Source organism: Foetidibacter luteolus, from assembly GCF_009650435.1.
In the GTDB taxonomy this organism is placed as follows: Bacteria; Bacteroidota; Bacteroidia; order Chitinophagales; family Chitinophagaceae; genus Foetidibacter; species Foetidibacter luteolus.
This window is the reverse complement of record NZ_VVIP01000035.1, coordinates 56386-74814: the sequence shown is the minus strand read 5'-3', so window position 1 is coordinate 74814 and position 18429 is coordinate 56386. Positions and strand designations below refer to the sequence as shown.

Here is an 18429-nt window from a genome sequence, read left to right as displayed (position 1 = left end):
GGGGGTAGCGAATTTCATTATATTTGATTGCGTTTGATATTTCTAACCACTATGCCATTAAGAAAACGATATTAAGTCACGTTACCATGAAGCTACTTATTCTAACTGCACTTACATTTCTAACTGGTTATGCGTATAGCCAGAGCTATCCCTTCGTAAAAGATTTTGTAAGTGGCACAATAATTTTCAAAGACTCTTCTACAAAAGCCGGGCAAATTAAATGGTTCCCTCACCAAAACGAGAAACTCAAGTTCAGGGAACATGAAAATGCAGAGACTATTAAGTATTCGCCAGAGGAAATTGCAGGATTCTCAGCAGATACGCTCCTGTTTGTTTCTCTATATAATTTTGAAGCCTTTTCAGGCAACTATCCACTTTTGGGCAAAACCACACACATCAAGCATACATTTGGAGAATTAATAGACAGAGGAAAATTCAACATCTATCTTGTAGTCATTACAGGTTATGATGCTATTGGAGGCGCCATACAAATCTATCCAAACTTCCTGTTTCAAAATACGCAAGACAGTAATTCAAACCCTGTAGCGTATCCATTTGCCATCAGGATGAGAGACAAAAAGTATGACAAAGCAAAAGTAGGCATGCAAGAACTCTTCAAGGATTACCCTGAGATTGTTGAAAAAATAAACAGTTACAAACAGCAGGATGATTTCTATGAAATAATTAATATGGTTAAAATGATCAATAGAAAATAGACCCCCCCTTTGCTCTGCCGCTTAACCTGTTTATAGGTGTGGGGGAGCAGATGTTAAAAACTATCTGAAAGTATTATTTATACGCTTCTTCTTACTCCTGAAATGCTTCATTACAAGCCGCCTTTAGTTCTTACCAGGCTATCGCAGCCAGTTCATTTATCGCGTTGAAATGCGCATCTCTTGTAACGAGTGTCAGATTGTATTGAAGTGCTATTGCTGCTATCCAGATATCATTTTCCGGAATAGGTTGTCCTTTACGCCTTAATGAAGCCTTTACAGAGCCGTAGTATTTTCCTGTATTCTCATCTACAAGTAATACTGGATACGATAAAACTAATTTAGAAATATTTGACCGGTTTTGCTCTACCCTTGTTGAATACTCGGCACCATAATACAACTCACCAACAACAATTGAAGGTATATAGATGGTTTCGGCTTTATCTACCTCTCCGGCAATTTCTTAGCTACCGCCCAGCCATGCAGATACTATATTCGTATCAAGTAAGAATTTATTTCCATCCATCACTGTCAATTTGTTCACATCCTTCTTCTATAGCCTTTTCAATAAGGTTCACATCCTCCCCGCTTATACTACCAACAAATTGCATAGCTGAAAGTTTCTTAGCGGGTAATTGATCCTTTTTTATTATCCATTCAAGCTCGTTGAGTATCCGCTCATCCTCCACTTTAAGAATAGCTTCAATAAGATAAAGTTTTTTCGCCTCGCCGTACATAATCTTTGCGTTTAAACAAATTTACAGTTATTTTCTTGGCGCCTCAATAATCCCCATTACCTTTCTGCCGGTTCATACTTCTCAAAATCCACCACACCAAAATCTTTCTTTGTTGTTACAGTCTTTTCAATCTTTTCGGGATTGCTGGTATGGTAGCTCAATACGTCTCTCCGGTGCAGGTAAAAGCGTTTATCTTCCCTGTTGAATTTAAATGTAATGTAGTCAGTCCAGCGCCAGGCACTGCCTCCATAATGCTCTACTGTGAAATAACCGTTTTTAATGCTTACACCCTCAAACGGGTCGCCCATTAAACCGCCGCAGGTAATACAAAAAACAACCTTGTCATTGCGATAAGCCAGCTTATACGACTTGTCTGCATTTCCAAGCAGTATGAGCAATGGCCTGTTCTCTTCCCGGTTAAAACCAGCAGTATCTTCGGCGGGAGATTTTACCACCAATATCAAATCAGGAATGCTGTCCATATTCAGGTTGCCATAAGTAGTATCAAGTGCCAGGTAACCCGCTGGTATGTGCATGCCTATTGCTGGGGGCAGGTTATGTAATACTTCCAGGAAGGCAGTACGTTTTACCGGCTCTTCGGTTTGACAAAATGAACTCTGCCACATGCAACTGAACAGCACGAACAGAAATAGCTTTACACGCATGATTAAATTCTTTTACCGTTTACTCCTATGCGGAAGCAAATCCTTCGCCCAGCTTATCTCCGGGGAAGCTGCGCAGCGGGTATATTTCGTAAGTGAATATGCCGGCTTTTATAGCAGGGTCTTCGTCCATTATGGTTTTTACTTCAGCCGGTGTTATATTAAAAACATACAGCCCATTTACATCGGCTTCGGTGGTTACCGGGGCCACAACCGCTACTTTACCATCGGCACGTAGCTGAAAATTTTTACGGGCATGTTCCCAAATTATATCACGTGCATTGGGCAACTGCTGCTCCGGGCCTGGCTTTAACAGCACCATGGTATATTCTTTGGAAAGCGCAAGTTGCTGCTGCATGAATTCATCGGTAATTACGGTCATACATAAGAGATTTATGCTGCAAAGAAAAGCGTAAATAAATAACGAAATGCGTTTCAGTTATTGCTGGCGGTATTGAGAGAAAAATTGCGTTGTGTCACCACCGCGCCAGGGATTGCAGCGGTTACCCCGGTGAGGCCTGGGCAGCCGGGCTTTGTGCCGGAGTAATAGCGGAAAGCCCGGTGCTTTAGCAGGCGCCATAATGTGTAAACAAGTACGAAGTTTGAAGTACGAAGTACTTGTATTATACCTGATGTTGATGTACGTTGCAAAAAACCATAATACTTAAATTCTCCACACCCATTTTTCCGGCAAGGCTATATGCTTACCTTCGCCGCATGCAGGATTATTTGAGCGGGTTGAACGAACCCCAGCGGGAGGCCGTTACACATATTAACGGACCGCTGATGATTATCGCAGGCGCCGGCAGCGGCAAAACAAAAGTGCTTACCACCCGTATAGCCCACCTGATGGCTAATGGCGTGGACAGCTTTAACATACTGGCATTAACCTTTACCAATAAGGCGGCCGCCGAAATGAAGGAACGTATTGAAAAAATACTGGGCAACAGCGATGCCCGCAACCTTTATATCGGGACTTTTCACAGCGTATTTGCCCGTATTTTAAGGGCTGAAGCGCACCGCATTGGCTACCCCAACAGCTTTACCATTTACGATACAGACGACAGCCGCAGTGTTTTAAAAACCGTAATCAACGAGCTTAACCTGGATGACAAGCATTACAAGCCCAGCGTGGTGCATAACCGTATTTCGCAGGCTAAAAATGCACTGGTAGGCCCGGGCGAATATGCACAGGATTATTATATTCAGCAGGAAGATATGCGGGCCAACCGCCCTGCCATTGCGCAGATATACCAGGCCTATGCCGCACGTTGTTTTAAGAACGGCGCCATGGACTTTGATGACCTGCTGCTGAAAATGTACGTGTTGCTGAAGGATTTTCCGGAAGTGCTGCACAAATACCAGCACAAGTTTAAATACGTGATGATTGATGAGTACCAGGATACCAATACAGTTCAGTACCAGATAACCAAACTGCTGGCCGCCGTACACGAAAACATTTGTGTGGTGGGCGATGATGCGCAGAGCATTTACAGTTTTCGCGGCGCTACCATCGAAAACATATTGCAGTTTCAAAAAGATTACGACGATGTGAAAGTGGTGAAGCTGGAACAAAATTACCGCAGTACACAAAGCATTCTAAACGTTGCCAATGAGGTAATAAAAAACAATAAAGGGCAAATACCCAAGGCTTTATGGACAGAGAATGAAGGCGGCGAAAAAATAAAACTGGTACGCACCATGACGGACAACGACGAAGGCCGTTATGTTGCCGATACCATACAGGAGCAAAAACTGCGCAATCATTATTTCAACCGAGATTTTGCTATTCTTTACCGTACCAATGCGCAAAGCCGCTCTTTTGAAGAAAGCCTGCGCCGCATGGGTATTGCCTACCGCATTTATGGGGGCGTTAGCTTTTACCAGCGTAAAGAAATAAAAGACATGATTGCTTACCTGCGTGCCATTGTAAACACCAGGGATGAAGAGGCGCTGAAACGTATCATCAACTATCCTGTACGCGGTATTGGCAAAACCACTATTGAAAAGGCTGTAATATTCGCCAATGAACAGCGTGTTACGCTTTGGGAGGTACTGGAACATGCAGGCGAATTAGGGTTTAAAGGAAGTACGCTGGAATCCATCCAGAACTTTGTGACCATGATGAAGTATTTCCAGAGCCTGATGACCGATAAAAATGCGTATGATGTTGCCGTACAGGTAGGCAAGCATACCAACCTGGTAAAAGAATTATTCAACGATAAAACCACCGAGGGCCTTGCCCGGTACGAGAACATACAGGAGCTGCTTAACTCCGTTAAAGAGTGGGTAGAAAGTCCGGATAACGAGGATGGCGAAGTGGGCAGCAAGAGCCTGGGCGCTTACCTGCAGCAAATTACTTTGCTGACAGATGCCGACGACGATAAGGAAAACGCCGATGTGGTAAAACTGATGACCATACATGCCGCCAAAGGGCTGGAGTTTCCTGTGGTGTTTGTAGGTGGTGTTGAAGAAACCATTTTCCCCAGCGGGCTTAGCATTAACACCCGTGAAGAACTGGAAGAAGAGCGCCGCCTGTTTTATGTGGCGGTAACCCGTGCCAAAGCAAGGTTATGGCTTACCTATGCCAATTCCCGCTACCGTTTTGGCAACCCGGTTCAAAATGAGCCCAGCCGTTTTTTGGAAGAACTGCCTGAACAGTATATTGACCGCACATTTGCCGGCGGTGGCCTGCATAATAAAGGAAGTTTTGATAACATGGGTTCCGCTTTTCAACGCATGCAGCGTGGCTTTGGCGGTGGCAGCGATTACAACGATATACGTGAAGTGGAAAAAAGATATGGTGCGCCACCGGCTAAAAAGGCAGAGCCGCAAAAGCCTGCCTATATGCCCGTTAACCCGCCGCCTAAAGTGGTAGAGCACAAAACTTCCGCCGATTTTGCGCCCAGTGATACCAGCAACCTGCAGGTGGGCCAGAAAGTAGAGCACCAGAAATTTGGCTTTGGTAATGTGGTTAAGCTGGAAGGCAGCGCCCATAATCCGATAGCCACCGTTAAGTTTGAAATAAACGGCGAAAAGAAGATTATGCTTAATTACGCCAAGCTAAGGATTATAGAATAGGTTGTAACGGCGTGCCCCCAAGCTATCGCAAGGGGTCGGGCTTTCCGCTCATACTCCGGCACAAAGCCCTGCTGCGATGGCCTCACCGGGGTATCCGCTGCAATCCCTCACGCAAATGCGGCCAGCCTGCGTTTTTACTATCGGGTTGTAGCCCGTCAGCCTGAAGCCTTCGGCAGATTATGTTATCTTCGCACACAAACAACCGGGGTTAAGTATGATAGCGATCGATAACAAACTTATTAGCGACGAAGTGGTGGAAGAGCAGTTTGTCTGCGACCTCAACAGGTGCAAAGGCGGCTGCTGCGAGGATGGCGACGCCGGCGCCCCGCTTGAAAAAGAAGAGCTGGATAAGCTGATTGAGTATTACGACATTATTAAAGAATACATGACGCCGGAGGGCATAACGGCCATAAAACGGCAGGGTAAATATTTATACGACACATCTTTCGGGTGGGTTACACCTACCATCAATGGCGGCATTTGCGCTTATGGAAAAAGAGATGAAAACGGGATTATCAAGTGTGGTATAGAGCAGGCCTATTACGATGGTAAAATCGATTGGAAAAAGCCCGTTAGTTGCCACCTGTTCCCAATAAGGATAAGTTACAGTAAACAAGACCCCGGTATGGAATATGTAAATTATGAGCCGCGGGAAGATTTGTGCAGCGCTGCCTGCAAGCTGGGCAAAAAGCTAAAAGTACCGGTATATATTTTTTTAAAGGAAGCCATTACCCGTAAATATGGCGAAGATTTTTATGCCGCATTGGATGCCACAGCCCGCCACATGAAAGAAACCGCGGAGGCTGAAAGTTAAAAGCTCTCCCGGGCCTCACTCATTACTTACTACTGACTACTCACCTCATGAGCAACGTTTCTTCTTTTATGGCCAAAAGCACCATCCGTGCTGCCGACCTTGACCACCGGAAAAAAATCAATTTCAATATTGGCCGTTACAATGCTGCAGTGCCGCAGGGCAAACAGCAGTTTGCAAACCTGGCAATGGCACGTGAAAGGGCCAAAAATGCCAAATGGCGGGCAATAGAAAACCTGGATAGCTACCTGGAAGAGTTTGAAAAAAAGATTACAGAACGTGGCGCTGCAGTGCTGTGGGCCGAAACGGCGGAGGACGCCCTGGAGGAAATCGGCCGTATTTGCAGGGAGAAGAACTGCAAGACCCTGGTGAAGAGCAAAAGCATGGTTACGGAGGAAATACACCTGAACAAATACCTGGAGCAAAATGGCATTGAGAGTGTGGAAACGGATTTGGGAGAGTATATACAGCAACTGGATAATGAACCACCTTACCATATTGTAACGCCGGCCATGCACAAAAGTAAAGAAGATGTGGCAAGGCTGTTTGCGGATAAGCTGGGTGTGCCCGGTGGCTTATCGCCGGAAGAGCTAACCCTTGTTGCCCGTGAAAAACTCCGGGAAAAATACAGGCATGCTGAAGTAGGTGTTACAGGCGCCAATTTTATTATTGCCGATGTAGGCGCGGTTGCAGTTACTGAGAATGAAGGCAATGCCCGGTTAAGCTGCTCTATGCCCAAAACACATATTGTGGTGGTGGGTATAGAAAAAGTGATTCCAACTATGCAGGATCTGGCCCTTTTCTGGCCCCTGCTCTCTACTTATGGTACCGGGCAAAGAGTTACCGTGTACAATACGATTGTTTCGGGGCCAAGGCAAAGCCACGAAACAGACGGGCCGCAGGAAATGTATGTAATACTGCTCGATAACGGCCGTACCAACCTGCTGGCTAATACCGCTGCCCGCCAGGCTTTGTATTGCATACGCTGTGGCGCCTGCCTTAATGCCTGCCCTGTATATAAAAACATAGGAGGGCATAGTTACGAAACTACCTACAGCGGGCCCATTGGCAGTGTAATAACGCCCCATTTAAAGGGGGTGGGGGAATACAAACATTTAAGCTATGCATCATCGTTGTGCGGTAACTGTACGGAAGTATGCGCCGTAAAAATTAACCTGCACGAACTGTTGCTGGAAAACCGCCATGAAGCTGTTGTAAAGGGCAACAGCAGCCTGGCAGAACGCCTTGCCTGGAAAGCCTGGAAGCAGGCCAGCCTTAACAGGGGGCTTATGAACGCAGCTAATGGCAACATCAAAAGTAAAGTTGTCAACCTGGTTTTTAAGGGCTGGGCGCAACATCGTGATAAACTCAATTTCAGTCAGAAAACATTTAACCAGCTTTGGAAAGAAAGGCAAGGTTGAGCAATTTTTAAAAGCTGATGTCGAAATTTTACCTTTTTTCGACATGAATCTCATTTAATGTCGAATCACTCGACATGAGAATTGGTTGATGTCGAATTTTCATCCTTTTTTCGACACGAATTTCGTTTTATGTCGAATCACTCGACATGAAAATTGATTGATGTCGAATTTTTCTTGTTTTTTCAACATCATTTCCAGGGTTTTCACTAAACAATTGAAAGAGGAAGTAACTTCCTGCTGCAATTTTCCAAAGTGCTGCTTATATATTCCCCACATATTACTACAAGGTTGCAATACGTGTCCGCTTTCCTGTTCGGTGATAACATTGAGCTAACTAGCAGTAAAGAACATTGTACCAGCAGCGGTAAAGCAAAAATTAATTACTCCACCGGTAGCATTGCCGGCAGCCTGTGGGTAAAACCACATGGCCTGTTGCAGCAGCAAGGGCTTCAACCGCAGCAAATAACATGTTTTCAATGGCAGGGCCTTACCTCTTTTTTTGCAACAGAAGGTGACGTGCCTTTTGATATTTTAGCTGCCGCTTTTTACCTGGTTACGCGTTATGAAGAATACCTGCCACATGTTAAAGATGAATATGGCCGTTTTGCGCATACGCAAAGCCTTGCTTTTAAAGAAGGCTTTTTGCATTTGCCACTGGTTGATTTATGGCTGCAGCATCTAAACAATTTATTACAACAGCAGTTTCCTTTCTATCAGCCGGTGGAAAGAGATTTCAATTTTACACCTTCCTACGATGTTGACATAGCTTACAAATACAAAGGCAAAAACATTTTGCAGCAGTTAGCCGGAGTGGCTAAGGATGTTGTTTCCGGTAATGCAAATGCTGTGCAGCGCTGGTTAAATACGCTTGTAAAAAATGATGACCCTTTTGACACTTTTGCCTGGCTGGATGCATTACATGCGGAGTATAACCTGAAGCCTTTGTATTTCTTCCTTGTGGCCGCTAAAAGAAAGGGTTATGATAAGAACATCAGCCCGCAATCAACGGCCATGCAATTGTTGATTAAGGCAACCGTCAAACACAATGTTACCGGCATTCATCCATCCTGGCAAAGCGGTGATGATAGTACCCTGCTGCAACAGGAAATAAACCTGTTAAGCGGTTATGCCGGATGTGGTATTACCAAAAGCCGTCAGCATTACATCAGGATGAACTTACCCGGCACATACCAAACATTATTGCAGCACGGCATAACTGAAGATTACTCTATGGGTTATGGCGCCGTCAATGGCTTCAGGGCTTCTGTGGCAAGGCCTTTTTTTTGGTACAACCTTGCCGCGGAAAAACAAACTCAATTGCTGGTACATCCTTTTTGCTTTATGGATGCCAATGCTTTTTTTGAGCAACACTTGTCTGCACCTGAAGCAGCGGAAGAATTAGAGCACTACTACCTTATAACCCGGCAGGTACAGGGCCACCTGGTTACCATTTTTCACAATCATTTTCTTACGTTGCAAAAGCAGTGGCTGCCCTGGCGGCAGATGTATGAAGGTTTTATGAAGCGGCATTTTTTTATTCGTACCTAATTGTTAAGGGTAGCAACGGATGCCTTGCTGCATATAGTTATGCAGTACAAGAGTGCGACGCAAGGAACGCTTAATTATTGTTCCTCCTGCCGGGCCCATAATAACCCCCCTTTAGGGGATGGGGGTATTCCTTCCGCCGGGCCCGTAAAAATTAAATTTTTCTGCTTTGCACTACGGCCAAAAGATTTGTATTTTACTGCTGTATCCTTTAAACTCCATCTCATGCCAGACTACAGTAAACTCGAAAAAGAGCCAGGTATTGATAAGGCTTATGTTATTGAAAGGTTGCTTACGCTTAAAACTGTTTTAGGCAATACAATACCGCAGAAAACGACTGATAAAAATTTTATCCTCGCTACCTGGAATATCAGGGAGTTTGAACGTGCCACTTACGGGCCGCGCCTGCCGGAAGTGTATTACTACATGGCGGAAATTGTTTCGCACTTTGACCTTGTGGCCATACAGGAAGTTCGTGAAGACCTGCAAGCCCTGCGCCGCCTGAAGAACATATTGGGCTGGCACTGGAATTATCTTGTGTCTGATGTTACCGCTGGCCGTGCCGGCAATGGTGAGCGTATGGCTTTTTTATACGACAGCCGTAAAGTGCGTTTTTGCAACATAGCCGGCGAAATTGTGTTGCCACCCAAAACAACAAAAGAGAAAATTGAGGGGAGCGATAAAACCACCACAAAAACAGAACCGGTAGCGCAGTTTTACAGAACGCCCTACCTGGTATCTTTTCAATCTGGCTGGTTTAAATTTTACCTGTGCACTGTTCACATTTTATATGGCGATGACAAAGACCTTTCAGAACGGGTGCGTGAAATAAAAGATGTAGCCATGTTCTTTAAAAAACGTGCGGTTGATGAAAACAAATACAGCGGCGACGATGATTTTTGGGACAGGCAGAATTTTATTTTGCTGGGCGATTTCAACATTATAGACCGTACCAACGATACCTTTAAAGCCCTTACAGATAAAACGGATTTTAAAATCCCCGATGCGCTGCTGAAGATAAACCTGGGCTCCAACGTTAAGAGGGATAAATTTTACGACCAGATTGTATACAATGCCAATAAAAACATCAGTAATGTAAAGCATGGCAAGGCCGGCATCTTTGATTTTTTTGAGCATGTATTTAAAAAAGAAGATTTTGACCATTACCTGCAAAGCATGAAAGAGGCTAAAAAAGAAGGCGCCAAAGCGCCTGACAGTACGTACTACGGCCGCTGGCGTACCTATCAGATGAGCGACCACCTGCCCATGTGGGTAGAGTTTGAAACGGATTTTTCGCAGGTGTACCTTGAAACAAAAATGAATGCGATATTGAATGTTTAGTATTTGGGGCCGGGTGCTTTATAACGCTGCGCAGCATTAGTTCCGGCTATCCGTTGCAACTCCGCCACAGGGCAATTGCACAGTGCCTTCAGCGGGGTTTCCACTCCTATCCGGCTGCCCAATGTCATTAAGTTAAGCTGTCAGCCTGAGCTTGTCGAAGGCGGATTCGTGAAAAAGCAAGTTGCATAACCCGGTTTCCACAAGCTCAACCTGACATTCGTTTCCTTAACTCAATGAAATTGTCCGGCTGCCCTTCAGCGGAAGGATTTCTCTTCAGCTTTAATCCGTAGTCATGTTGGTAATGCACTTGCATACAGGTGACTCAAAGCATTGCCTTGCGGCAAAATCTTTTGTGGGTGGCACATCAATACAGGGTTATCTTTATAAATAAAAAGCATGCGCATCGTTCTTACGGTTCTTTGTTTTTTCCTTTCGCTATTATTAAAAGCACAGCAACATTACAGTATTCAAAACCTCAGGTTTACATTAACTCAAACCGGCGCTTCGCATTTTGCCCAACTGCCGCTGCGCTGCATGCAGCAGGAGTTTCCGTACAAAACAGGAATTACATATACAGACACTTCTTTAATTGCAAAACCCAAAGCTTATCATCCGGCTTTTTACGGGTGTTTCGACTGGCATTCCAGCGTACATGGCCATTGGATGCTGGTGCGCTTGCTAAAGCTTTTTCCTTCTCTGCCGGAAGCAGCTATCATAAAGCAAAAACTTTCTGAAAATTTATCAGCGGCCAATATTCAAACCGAGTTGAAAATTTTTCAGCAAAAAGATAACCGCGGCCTGGAACGCACCTATGGCTGGGGCTGGCTGTTGCAATTGCAGGCTGAATTACTTACCTGGAATGACAGCCTGGGCAAACAGCTATCAGCTAACCTGCAGCCATTGGCGCAATACTTTTCGGGGGCTTATATAGCCTATCTTAAAAAACTTGTTTATCCTATACGCGTTGGCGAACACTCTAACCTGGCCTTTGGTTTGCGCCTGGCATGGGATTATGCCGCCCAGGTAAAAGATGATTCTCTGCAATTGGCCATTAAAACTGCTGCTATGCGTTTTTATTACCGTGATAAGGCCTGCCCGCTAAGTTGGGAGCCGGGCGGTAATGATTTTTTAAGTCCCTGCCTGGAAGAAGCCGATTTAATGTGGCGTGTGTTGCCTGCCGCTGCCTATCAAAAATGGATAAAAGCTTTTTTACCACAACTGTTTAATACCGCCGTTAACCTGCAGCCGGGCCAGGTGATTGACCGCAGCGATGGCAAACTGGTGCACCTGGATGGCCTTAACCTAAGCCGGGCCTGGTGCCTGTATGGTATAGCGGAGCATGCCGGGGCCGGTAAAACAGCCTTATTACAACTTGCCAATAAACATATAGAATCTGCCTTGCCGCATGTGGCCAGCGGCGATTATATGGGCGAGCATTGGCTGGCATCGTTTGCCGTATATGCGTTAACAAGCGGGGATAGATGATATGGGGAAAAGTAAATGTTCTAAAACGTTTGTAAATTAGCAATGATTATGAAAAGAGGGGCGTTACAAAGTTTTAGAATTGACAGGCTGACGAATTCCATTCAAAATACTATTTCAGGGGATAGTTTTCAAACTGAAGTGAGTTTATTGGTGCTGAAGGATTTGAAGACTATTACAAAGAAGAATAGATGGCTATTCAACTGGAAAACTGAGTTATCAGACTATTCCAGGGAGGTTTACAAGCTTACCATTGTAAATAATCCGGACATTATTCAAGGTTTGCTAAGCATAAGTATTGAAGCTGACCATATTTTCATGAACTTGGTTGAAAGTGCTCCTTTCAATGTAGGAAAAACAAAGTTATATGAAGGGGTGGCAGGAAATTTGGTAGCGTATGCATGCAGGCTTTCGTTTCAAAAAGGCTTTGATGGTTTTGTTGCGTTTGATGCAAAAACAAAATTGATTAATCACTATGTTAAAAGTTTGAGAGCATATCATTTTGGAGGGCAGAGAATGATAATAACAACAGAAGCTTCTCAAATCTTAGTTAACAGGTATTTTAAAAATTAGGCTAAAATGGGATACATAAAAGAACCAGAAGGCGTTGACTTTATAATAAAAAGTAAACCCTTGAATGATAAAGAACGAAACGCAATTAGTGAGTTCATCAGGGAGTATAAACTAAAGCACCTCCAAAAATATCCTGCAAGCCCACGAAAGAAAATCGTAACCAGGAAAAAAATTCTTTCATAAGCATGCTGCGGTAGCTTTTAAGAAAAGCTTTTTACCTGATGGACAACAAATACAGCGCTTTACAAATATTCATGCTGCAAATGCAGATGGGCGAAGAAGCATGGCAGGATATGCGGCAGCGGCTTACTGTTAAAATCTGCCTTAAAAAACAACAGCTTGTTACAGAAGGAAAACCCGCCGGCGAAATTTACTTTATAACAAAAGGCAGCTTCAGGTTTTATAAAATAATAGATGGTATAGAAGTAACCACTTTCTTTAGTTTTGAAAACCAGTGGACGGGCGCCTACACCAGCTACACCAACCGTACACCAGCCGGCATAACTATTGAAGCGATGGAAGATGCCGAAGTGCTGGCCTTGCATTATGATGATTTGCAGCAGCTTTACCAAAAGCACCGCTCCGCGGAAAGGTTCGGCCGCCTGATGGCCGAATACCTCGTCAGCTGCCTGGAAGACAGGATGCATAGCCTGCTGCTCAAAACCCCTGAAGAACGCTACCTCAAAACACTTACAGACCACAGCATTTATTTTGAGCGTGTACCCCAACACTACATTGCCTCTTATCTTGGTGTAGCGCCAGAGTCGCTTAGCCGCATACGCAAAAGGGTAATGCAAAGGGCCATTTCTTAACCAACGTCAACGTATTAGGTAAAACGGCCTTAATAGTTTTGTGTTGCAAAAACAATACAACTATGCAGTTACATACTATTCTTGGCGCCAATGGAACAATCGCTACAGAACTGGCGCCCATATTACTGGATAATAAAGAAAAAGTACGTCTTGTATCAAGAAACCCTAAACCTGTTGCAGGCGCCGAAACCATAGCGGCGGATATGCTTAATGCGCAGCAGGTAATGGATGCTGTAAAAGGCTCATCCATTGTATACATGCTGGTAGGTATTCAATACAACAGCAAGATATGGCAGAGGGATTGGCCTGTTATTATGTGCAATGTATTGGAGGCCTGTAAAGCAGCAAATGCCAGGTTTTTATTTTTCGACAGCGTTTATCCTTACGGCCTGGTAAAGGGAAAAATGACCGAACAAACACCCATTAACCCCTGTAGTAAAAAAGGTAAAATACGTGCCGCCATAGACAAGATGGTACTCAATGAAATTAAAGCAGGCAGGCTTACAGGCATCATTGCCCGTGCAGCCGATTTTTACGGTCCGCGTTGTTACGATAAAAGTGCCCTGAGTCTTTTGGTGTTTGACAAAATGCAAAAAAAGCAAACGGCCCAATATATGGGTAAGGCCGATTTACCGCATAGCTACACCTACACGCCCGACGCTGCAAAAGCCATGTACCTGCTGGCCAAAACAGAAAGTGCTTTTAACCAAACATGGCATTTGCCAACGGCATCGCCTGCGCTTACGGGCAGGCAACTGGTGGCGCTGGCCGCCCAATACATGCAGGTGGAAAACAAGGTTAAAGTAATACCCTCCTGGCTTATTAAAGGGTTGGGGTTCTTCAATGTAATGATGCGTGAATTAGGCGAAATGCTGTATCAAAGCGATTATGCCTACGAGTTCGATTCTTCTAAATTTGAAAAAGCCTTCAATTATAAACCCACATCTTATGAAGAAGGTATAAAAGCGACTGCCGAATGGTTTAAGCAAGGCAATAGCTAATAAACACACGCGTACACAGATTGAAATTTACAGGGGGTGCCCCCAAGCTATCGCAAGGGGTCGGGCTTTCCGCTCATACTCCGGCACAAAAGCCCTGCTGCGATGGCCTCACCGGGGTAACCGCTGCAATCCCTCACCCGATGGTGCAGGCTGCAGTTATTTTCACCGGCAACCAGATGTCATTAGGTTATGGCTGTCAGCCTGAGCCTGTTGAAGGCGTATTCCTTAAAAAGTGACTTATAACCCGGTTTCGACAGAGTTTACCCCGCTTATTGCGGGGCTCAACCTTACATTGGTTTATTACCTTGATAATGTACACCGGCAACCCGCCTGTAAACATCATGAAAAAGCTGCATCAAAACAGCAAACTTTACCCTTATTGCAACACGCTTGTTTAGCAAACCTGCTTATTTTTAAATACACTTAGCAGGGCGTTTATGAAAAAACAGCACAGGGTATTAAATATTGTCCCTTCTTCCGGCAAGGAACAGGATTGGGATATATTGCAGGCCGTTAAAGCCGGGTACGTAGCTGCAAAAAAAATACTGCCACAAGGCATTGACCTTAGGGAAACCTGGTGGAAAATAAACAACCAGGGAGAGAGCGGTTCCTGTGTGGGCTGGGTAACAGCCGACGGCTTGCTGAAATGGCATTTTGTTAAGAACAAAAAAATACGGAGCGGCGAAATGCTGTCGGTAAGGTTTATATGGATGGCCTCCAAAGAAGTTGATGAATATGATGAACGCCCCACCTCTTTTATTGATAAGGCGGGCACCAGCCTTAAAGCCGCTTTGGATGTGGCCCGCAAATTCGGCTGCATTAAAGCCACCGACCTGCCTTTTGAAACCACCAAATTTTACCGCGGCACCGAGCAGGATTTGTATGCCAAAGCATCCCGCTATAAAATACTCAGTTATTATAACCTTGCCCGCAGCAACAGTAACAAGCTGCTCAACTGGAAAAAGTGGCTGGCCTTTGGCGGTGGCCCCATCGCTTTTAGCCTGTTTCCGGATAAAGCTTTTTTAAAAGCAACCCCGGCCAATTGCAGGCTTGATACTTATGAAGGCTTTGGCGATACCGGCGGCCATGCAGCTGTAATGGTAGGTTACGAGCCCGGCTACTTCATCATACGCAACAGTTGGGGCAGCCGCTGGGGCAAAAAAGGCTTTGCATGGCTAAGTGATGACTATATGCTGCAGGCTGTGCAGGAAGCTTATGGAATAGCGGTGTAGCAAATTGGCGCCCTATTGTTTTGTGGTTGTGAAGTTGTAAACGTGTGTCTCGTGTAAAAAATTATTTCTACTTTGTCAGCATAATTTCAACTTAACAATTCGTACATGAAATCAGGTACATATGTTACTATCATTATTGCAGCTCTTTTGATTTGCAAACTATTTCTTTATTGGCTAAACAAATTTGGAAAGAATGAGCAGAACGATTTTTTTGTATCTACACAAGTTCAAAACAACGAAAGATTAAATAAACTGGGGATTCGCAATGCATCAGAAGATGCTTCTTATATACTTGATAGTTCCTTATTGTCGTTTCCTAAGCCTGTTCATGATGCTTCAGACAGTAAAGATGAGTATAAACCGGATCCCAGCCAGGATTGGGTTATTCCTGTAAATGTTAAGGATAATGCGGTATCCAAAAAACAATTGTCAGCATTATTTGATCTTGAATGGAGGAAAAATTTCCGATCTACGATATATGGCTATTCTATACAGGAAGAACATTGGACATTTGCGGATGCGGGTGACTCGCCAGAAGCTTATACTCAATTACAGGTTGCTGTGGATTTAATAGAAACCTTTACTGATTCAGCAAAAGGATATGACCCATTGCTGTTGGAGCGGTATCTTAATGAGCTAAACAGAAAAATAAAAAAAAGTTCTTTTGCTTTAGCAATTGGTAAAGGAGAGCCGATTGAAAAAGCGATAGAAAGGGCTAAAGAACTTGTTAAGCTCAACCATGAATTTTCTTTTGACGCCGTTATTCAGTTAAAATCGGAAAATCCTTTTCCTGGCATGGCTGCCTGGGATGCGATGGAATGTCTCGGCCTTGAATGGGGGGATGGCGACATATTTCATTGGCAAAATCCTGAAGATTACGGCGACCAGGCTTTCTTTTCTGTTTATACAACAACTAAGCCCGGATATTTTCTGCCTGAAGCTATAGGTTCGGGAGAGATGAATCCCGGCGATCTTGTTTTTGCATTTAGCGTGCCGCGCAGTGCAGACCCGGAACATATATTTGATGCCATGATAAACGCTGTAAAATATTGCCAGAAAAGATTGGGCGGACAACTATTTGACAAGTATGGAAAACCATTTAATGAGGTTAAAGAGCGGGAGGATATGAAACTTCTTGTTGGCAAAATGAAACAAAACAGTTTGATGCCTGGTTCTGAAAAATGTTTAAGGATGTTTGATTAGGGACAAATCGTATGTTCCCCCTGGTGCGTGTCTTCACGCACCAGTGCTACCCGGGCTGAAAAGCCGCCCAAAGAACTAAACGATGAAAGGATTGCGACGCAACGAAGCCCCCACGAAGTACAATCGCTGGTATCTAAAATAATGTTTGCTGCTGGTGCGTGTATTCCAAGTGTCGGCTTTATAAAGTCTGCCGGCAAGCACAATTGCCATTTCAAACCTTCCGTATTCCGAAAACCTTAAAATAAGGTTCGGCAACAAGCTTTGCCCCATAATACCTAAATTGCGGCTCCTTTTAATAATTAGAATATCCTTTTATGAGCAATTCCACGTTCGATTTCGGAATGATAGGCCTTGGCGTAATGGGCCGCAACCTGTTACTTAACATGGCAGACCATGGCTTTAGCGTAATAGGTTTTGATAAGGATGCAGCAAAAGGCGCTTCCCTTGAATCGGCCGCCACGGCCGGCACCACCGTTAAAGGGGTAACCACACTGGATGAAATGGTTCAGCAGTTGTCATCTCCCAGGAAAATAATGATGCTGGTACCCGCAGGCAAACCGGTTGACGATGTAATAGAAAGCCTGTTGCCGCTGTTACAGGAAGGTGATGTGGTGATTGATGGCGGTAACTCTTATTTTGGCGATACCGTTCGCCGTGTAAATTACCTGCTTCCCAAAGGCATTCACTTTATGGGCATGGGGGTTAGCGGTGGCGAGCATGGAGCCCGTACCGGCCCGAGCATAATGCCCGGCGGCGACCAGAATGCTTACAATCACGTAAAACCTTTACTGGAAGCAATAGCTGCAAAAGTGGGGGATGAGCCATGTACTGCCTACATGGGTAAAAACGCTGCCGGCCACTACGTTAAAATGGTACATAATGGTATTGAATATGCCATTATGCAATTGCTGAGTGAGGCCTACGACTTGCTGCACCGTGGCATGGGCCTTACCAACGAAGAGCTGTATGAGGTTTTTAAAACCTGGAATGAAGGGGAGCTGAAATCTTTCCTGGTAGAAATTACAAGAGATATTTTTTTACAAAAAGACGATATTACCGGCAAGCACCTGGTGGATGTTATATTGGATAAAGCCGGCATGAAAGGTACCGGTAAATGGACATCACAGGAAGCCATGAACCTGCCGGTAGCCATACCAACGATAGATGCGGCGGTATCTGCCAGAACATTATCCGGATATAAAGACGAAAGGGTACAGGCTGCGGCTATTTATAAGCCCGTAGTTAAACCCGTAACGGCCAAAAAAGAGCAGTTTATTCAGCAGGTGGGAGATACGCTATACTTTGCTACCATACTCTGTTATGCACAAGGGCTGGCCATGCTATACAAAGCATCCGAAGAATTAGGCATGGATATTCCGCTGGATGACGTGGTTAAAATATGGAGGGGCGGCTGTATTATACGCTCCGTACTGCTGGAAGATTTTTACAAAGCCTACAGCAAAAAGAAAAAACTGCCCAATGTGTTATTGGATAAGGGAATTGCACGATTGGTGAAGAAAAGGGAACGTAGTGCACGTAACGTTATTAAAGTAGCAATAGCGAATAAGATACCAGGCGCAGCCCTGATGAATGCACTGGGTTACTACGATAACTATACCAGCGAACGCATGTCAACCAACCTGATACAGGCGCAGCGCGACTATTTCGGTGCACATACTTACCAGCGTATTGACAGGGAGGGAACATTCCACACAGAATGGAACCAGGGATAAGTTAACTGGGAATGTCACCCTGAGCTTGTCGAAGGGAATGTCACCCTTGTCATCTTAAGCTTGCCGAAAGATTTCCGAAGGG

18 protein-coding genes are annotated in these 18429 nt (G+C 44.6%); 14 read left to right on the top strand and 4 right to left on the bottom strand.

The window, feature by feature from the left end:
- Positions 1-86 precede the first annotated feature (86 nt).
- The gene (locus tag F0364_RS09760) at positions 87-716 is read left to right on the top strand and encodes a hypothetical protein (protein ID WP_153797589.1); all 630 of its coding nucleotides are present in this window, start codon (positions 87-89) and stop codon (positions 714-716) included.
- Between the two features lie 130 nt (positions 717-846).
- Here the strand turns inward: F0364_RS09760 and F0364_RS29430 are convergent, their stop codons facing one another.
- Genes F0364_RS29430 through F0364_RS09740 form a run of 4 tightly spaced genes read right to left on the bottom strand, consistent with a single transcriptional unit; the run spans position 847 to position 2494 of the window.
- The gene (locus F0364_RS29430) at positions 847-1173 is read right to left on the bottom strand and encodes a type II toxin-antitoxin system VapC family toxin (protein ID WP_207632612.1); all 327 of its coding nucleotides are present in this window, start codon (positions 1171-1173) and stop codon (positions 847-849) included.
- A 52-nt stretch (positions 1174-1225) separates the two neighbouring features.
- Positions 1226-1450, bottom strand: a complete 225-nt coding sequence (locus F0364_RS09750; RefSeq protein WP_153797588.1) for a hypothetical protein — start codon at positions 1448-1450, stop codon at positions 1226-1228.
- Between the two features lie 56 nt (positions 1451-1506).
- Entirely contained in the window at positions 1507-2115 is a 609-nt protein-coding gene (locus F0364_RS09745) for a hypothetical protein (RefSeq protein ID WP_153797587.1), read from the bottom strand.
- Between the two features lie 25 nt (positions 2116-2140).
- On the bottom strand, positions 2141-2494 hold the full coding sequence (locus F0364_RS09740; protein ID WP_153797586.1) for a YciI family protein: 354 nt from the start codon (positions 2492-2494) through the stop codon (positions 2141-2143).
- Positions 2495-2757: 263 nt separating this feature from the next.
- On the opposite strand from F0364_RS09740, the gene F0364_RS09735 reads away from it, so the two are divergent.
- From F0364_RS09735 to gnd, 13 genes are all read left to right on the top strand, one after another.
- Entirely contained in the window at positions 2758-5193 is a 2436-nt protein-coding gene (locus tag F0364_RS09735) for an ATP-dependent helicase (RefSeq protein ID WP_235921044.1), read from the top strand.
- Between the two features lie 214 nt (positions 5194-5407).
- Entirely contained in the window at positions 5408-6007 is a 600-nt protein-coding gene (locus F0364_RS09730) for a DUF3109 family protein (RefSeq protein WP_153797585.1), read from the top strand.
- 47 nt (positions 6008-6054) lie between these two features.
- Complete coding sequence (locus F0364_RS09725) at positions 6055-7425, top strand: LutB/LldF family L-lactate oxidation iron-sulfur protein (RefSeq protein WP_153797584.1); 1371 nt, start codon at positions 6055-6057, stop codon at positions 7423-7425.
- A 252-nt stretch (positions 7426-7677) separates the two neighbouring features.
- Positions 7678-8973, top strand: coding sequence for a polysaccharide deacetylase family protein (locus F0364_RS09720; protein WP_153797583.1), 1296 nt, complete (start codon positions 7678-7680; stop codon positions 8971-8973).
- Positions 8974-9195: 222 nt separating this feature from the next.
- Complete coding sequence (locus tag F0364_RS09715; RefSeq protein ID WP_153797582.1) at positions 9196-10311, top strand: endonuclease/exonuclease/phosphatase family protein; 1116 nt, start codon at positions 9196-9198, stop codon at positions 10309-10311.
- A gap of 396 nt (positions 10312-10707) precedes the next feature.
- Positions 10708-11796: a DUF2891 domain-containing protein gene (locus tag F0364_RS09710; protein WP_153797581.1), complete on the top strand. Its 1089-nt coding sequence runs from the start codon at positions 10708-10710 to the stop codon at positions 11794-11796.
- A gap of 48 nt (positions 11797-11844) precedes the next feature.
- On the top strand, positions 11845-12366 hold the full coding sequence (locus tag F0364_RS09705) for a hypothetical protein (protein WP_153797580.1): 522 nt from the start codon (positions 11845-11847) through the stop codon (positions 12364-12366).
- 6 nt (positions 12367-12372) lie between these two features.
- Positions 12373-12549 (top strand): hypothetical protein, encoded by a 177-nt coding sequence (locus F0364_RS28900; protein WP_207632596.1) that lies wholly within the window; start codon positions 12373-12375, stop codon positions 12547-12549.
- A gap of 38 nt (positions 12550-12587) precedes the next feature.
- Positions 12588-13178, top strand: a complete 591-nt coding sequence (locus tag F0364_RS09700) for a Crp/Fnr family transcriptional regulator (protein ID WP_153797579.1) — start codon at positions 12588-12590, stop codon at positions 13176-13178.
- Between the two features lie 62 nt (positions 13179-13240).
- Positions 13241-14179: an NAD-dependent epimerase/dehydratase family protein gene (locus F0364_RS09695; protein WP_153797578.1), complete on the top strand. Its 939-nt coding sequence runs from the start codon at positions 13241-13243 to the stop codon at positions 14177-14179.
- A gap of 437 nt (positions 14180-14616) precedes the next feature.
- Complete coding sequence (locus tag F0364_RS09690; protein WP_153797577.1) at positions 14617-15411, top strand: C1 family peptidase; 795 nt, start codon at positions 14617-14619, stop codon at positions 15409-15411.
- A gap of 105 nt (positions 15412-15516) precedes the next feature.
- Entirely contained in the window at positions 15517-16614 is a 1098-nt protein-coding gene (locus F0364_RS09685) for a cell division protein ZipA C-terminal FtsZ-binding domain-containing protein (RefSeq protein WP_153797576.1), read from the top strand.
- A gap of 314 nt (positions 16615-16928) precedes the next feature.
- Positions 16929-18347, top strand: coding sequence for an NADP-dependent phosphogluconate dehydrogenase (gnd, locus tag F0364_RS09680; RefSeq protein ID WP_153797575.1), 1419 nt, complete (start codon positions 16929-16931; stop codon positions 18345-18347).
- The last annotated feature ends 82 nt before the right edge of the window (positions 18348-18429 follow it).

Excerpts from the sequence above, each read along its gene's own strand:
- F0364_RS09760 (WP_153797589.1), top strand. The coding sequence starts at position 87 with ATGAAGCTACTTATTCTAACTGCACTTACATTTCTAACTGGTTATGCG.
- F0364_RS09750 (WP_153797588.1), bottom strand. The coding sequence starts at position 1,450 with ATGTACGGCGAGGCGAAAAAACTTTATCTTATTGAAGCTATTCTTAAA.
- F0364_RS09745 (WP_153797587.1), bottom strand. The coding sequence starts at position 2,115 with ATGCGTGTAAAGCTATTTCTGTTCGTGCTGTTCAGTTGCATGTGGCAG.
- F0364_RS09740 (WP_153797586.1), bottom strand. The coding sequence starts at position 2,494 with ATGACCGTAATTACCGATGAATTCATGCAGCAGCAACTTGCGCTTTCC.
- F0364_RS09730 (WP_153797585.1), top strand. The coding sequence starts at position 5,408 with ATGATAGCGATCGATAACAAACTTATTAGCGACGAAGTGGTGGAAGAG.
- F0364_RS09725 (WP_153797584.1), top strand. The coding sequence starts at position 6,055 with ATGAGCAACGTTTCTTCTTTTATGGCCAAAAGCACCATCCGTGCTGCC.
- F0364_RS09715 (WP_153797582.1), top strand. The coding sequence starts at position 9,196 with ATGCCAGACTACAGTAAACTCGAAAAAGAGCCAGGTATTGATAAGGCT.
- F0364_RS09710 (WP_153797581.1), top strand. The coding sequence starts at position 10,708 with ATGCGCATCGTTCTTACGGTTCTTTGTTTTTTCCTTTCGCTATTATTA.
- F0364_RS09705 (WP_153797580.1), top strand. The coding sequence starts at position 11,845 with ATGAAAAGAGGGGCGTTACAAAGTTTTAGAATTGACAGGCTGACGAAT.
- F0364_RS28900 (WP_207632596.1), top strand. The coding sequence starts at position 12,373 with ATGGGATACATAAAAGAACCAGAAGGCGTTGACTTTATAATAAAAAGT.
- F0364_RS09700 (WP_153797579.1), top strand. The coding sequence starts at position 12,588 with ATGGACAACAAATACAGCGCTTTACAAATATTCATGCTGCAAATGCAG.
- F0364_RS09695 (WP_153797578.1), top strand. The coding sequence starts at position 13,241 with ATGCAGTTACATACTATTCTTGGCGCCAATGGAACAATCGCTACAGAA.
- F0364_RS09690 (WP_153797577.1), top strand. The coding sequence starts at position 14,617 with ATGAAAAAACAGCACAGGGTATTAAATATTGTCCCTTCTTCCGGCAAG.
- F0364_RS09685 (WP_153797576.1), top strand. The coding sequence starts at position 15,517 with ATGAAATCAGGTACATATGTTACTATCATTATTGCAGCTCTTTTGATT.
- gnd (WP_153797575.1), top strand. The coding sequence starts at position 16,929 with ATGAGCAATTCCACGTTCGATTTCGGAATGATAGGCCTTGGCGTAATG.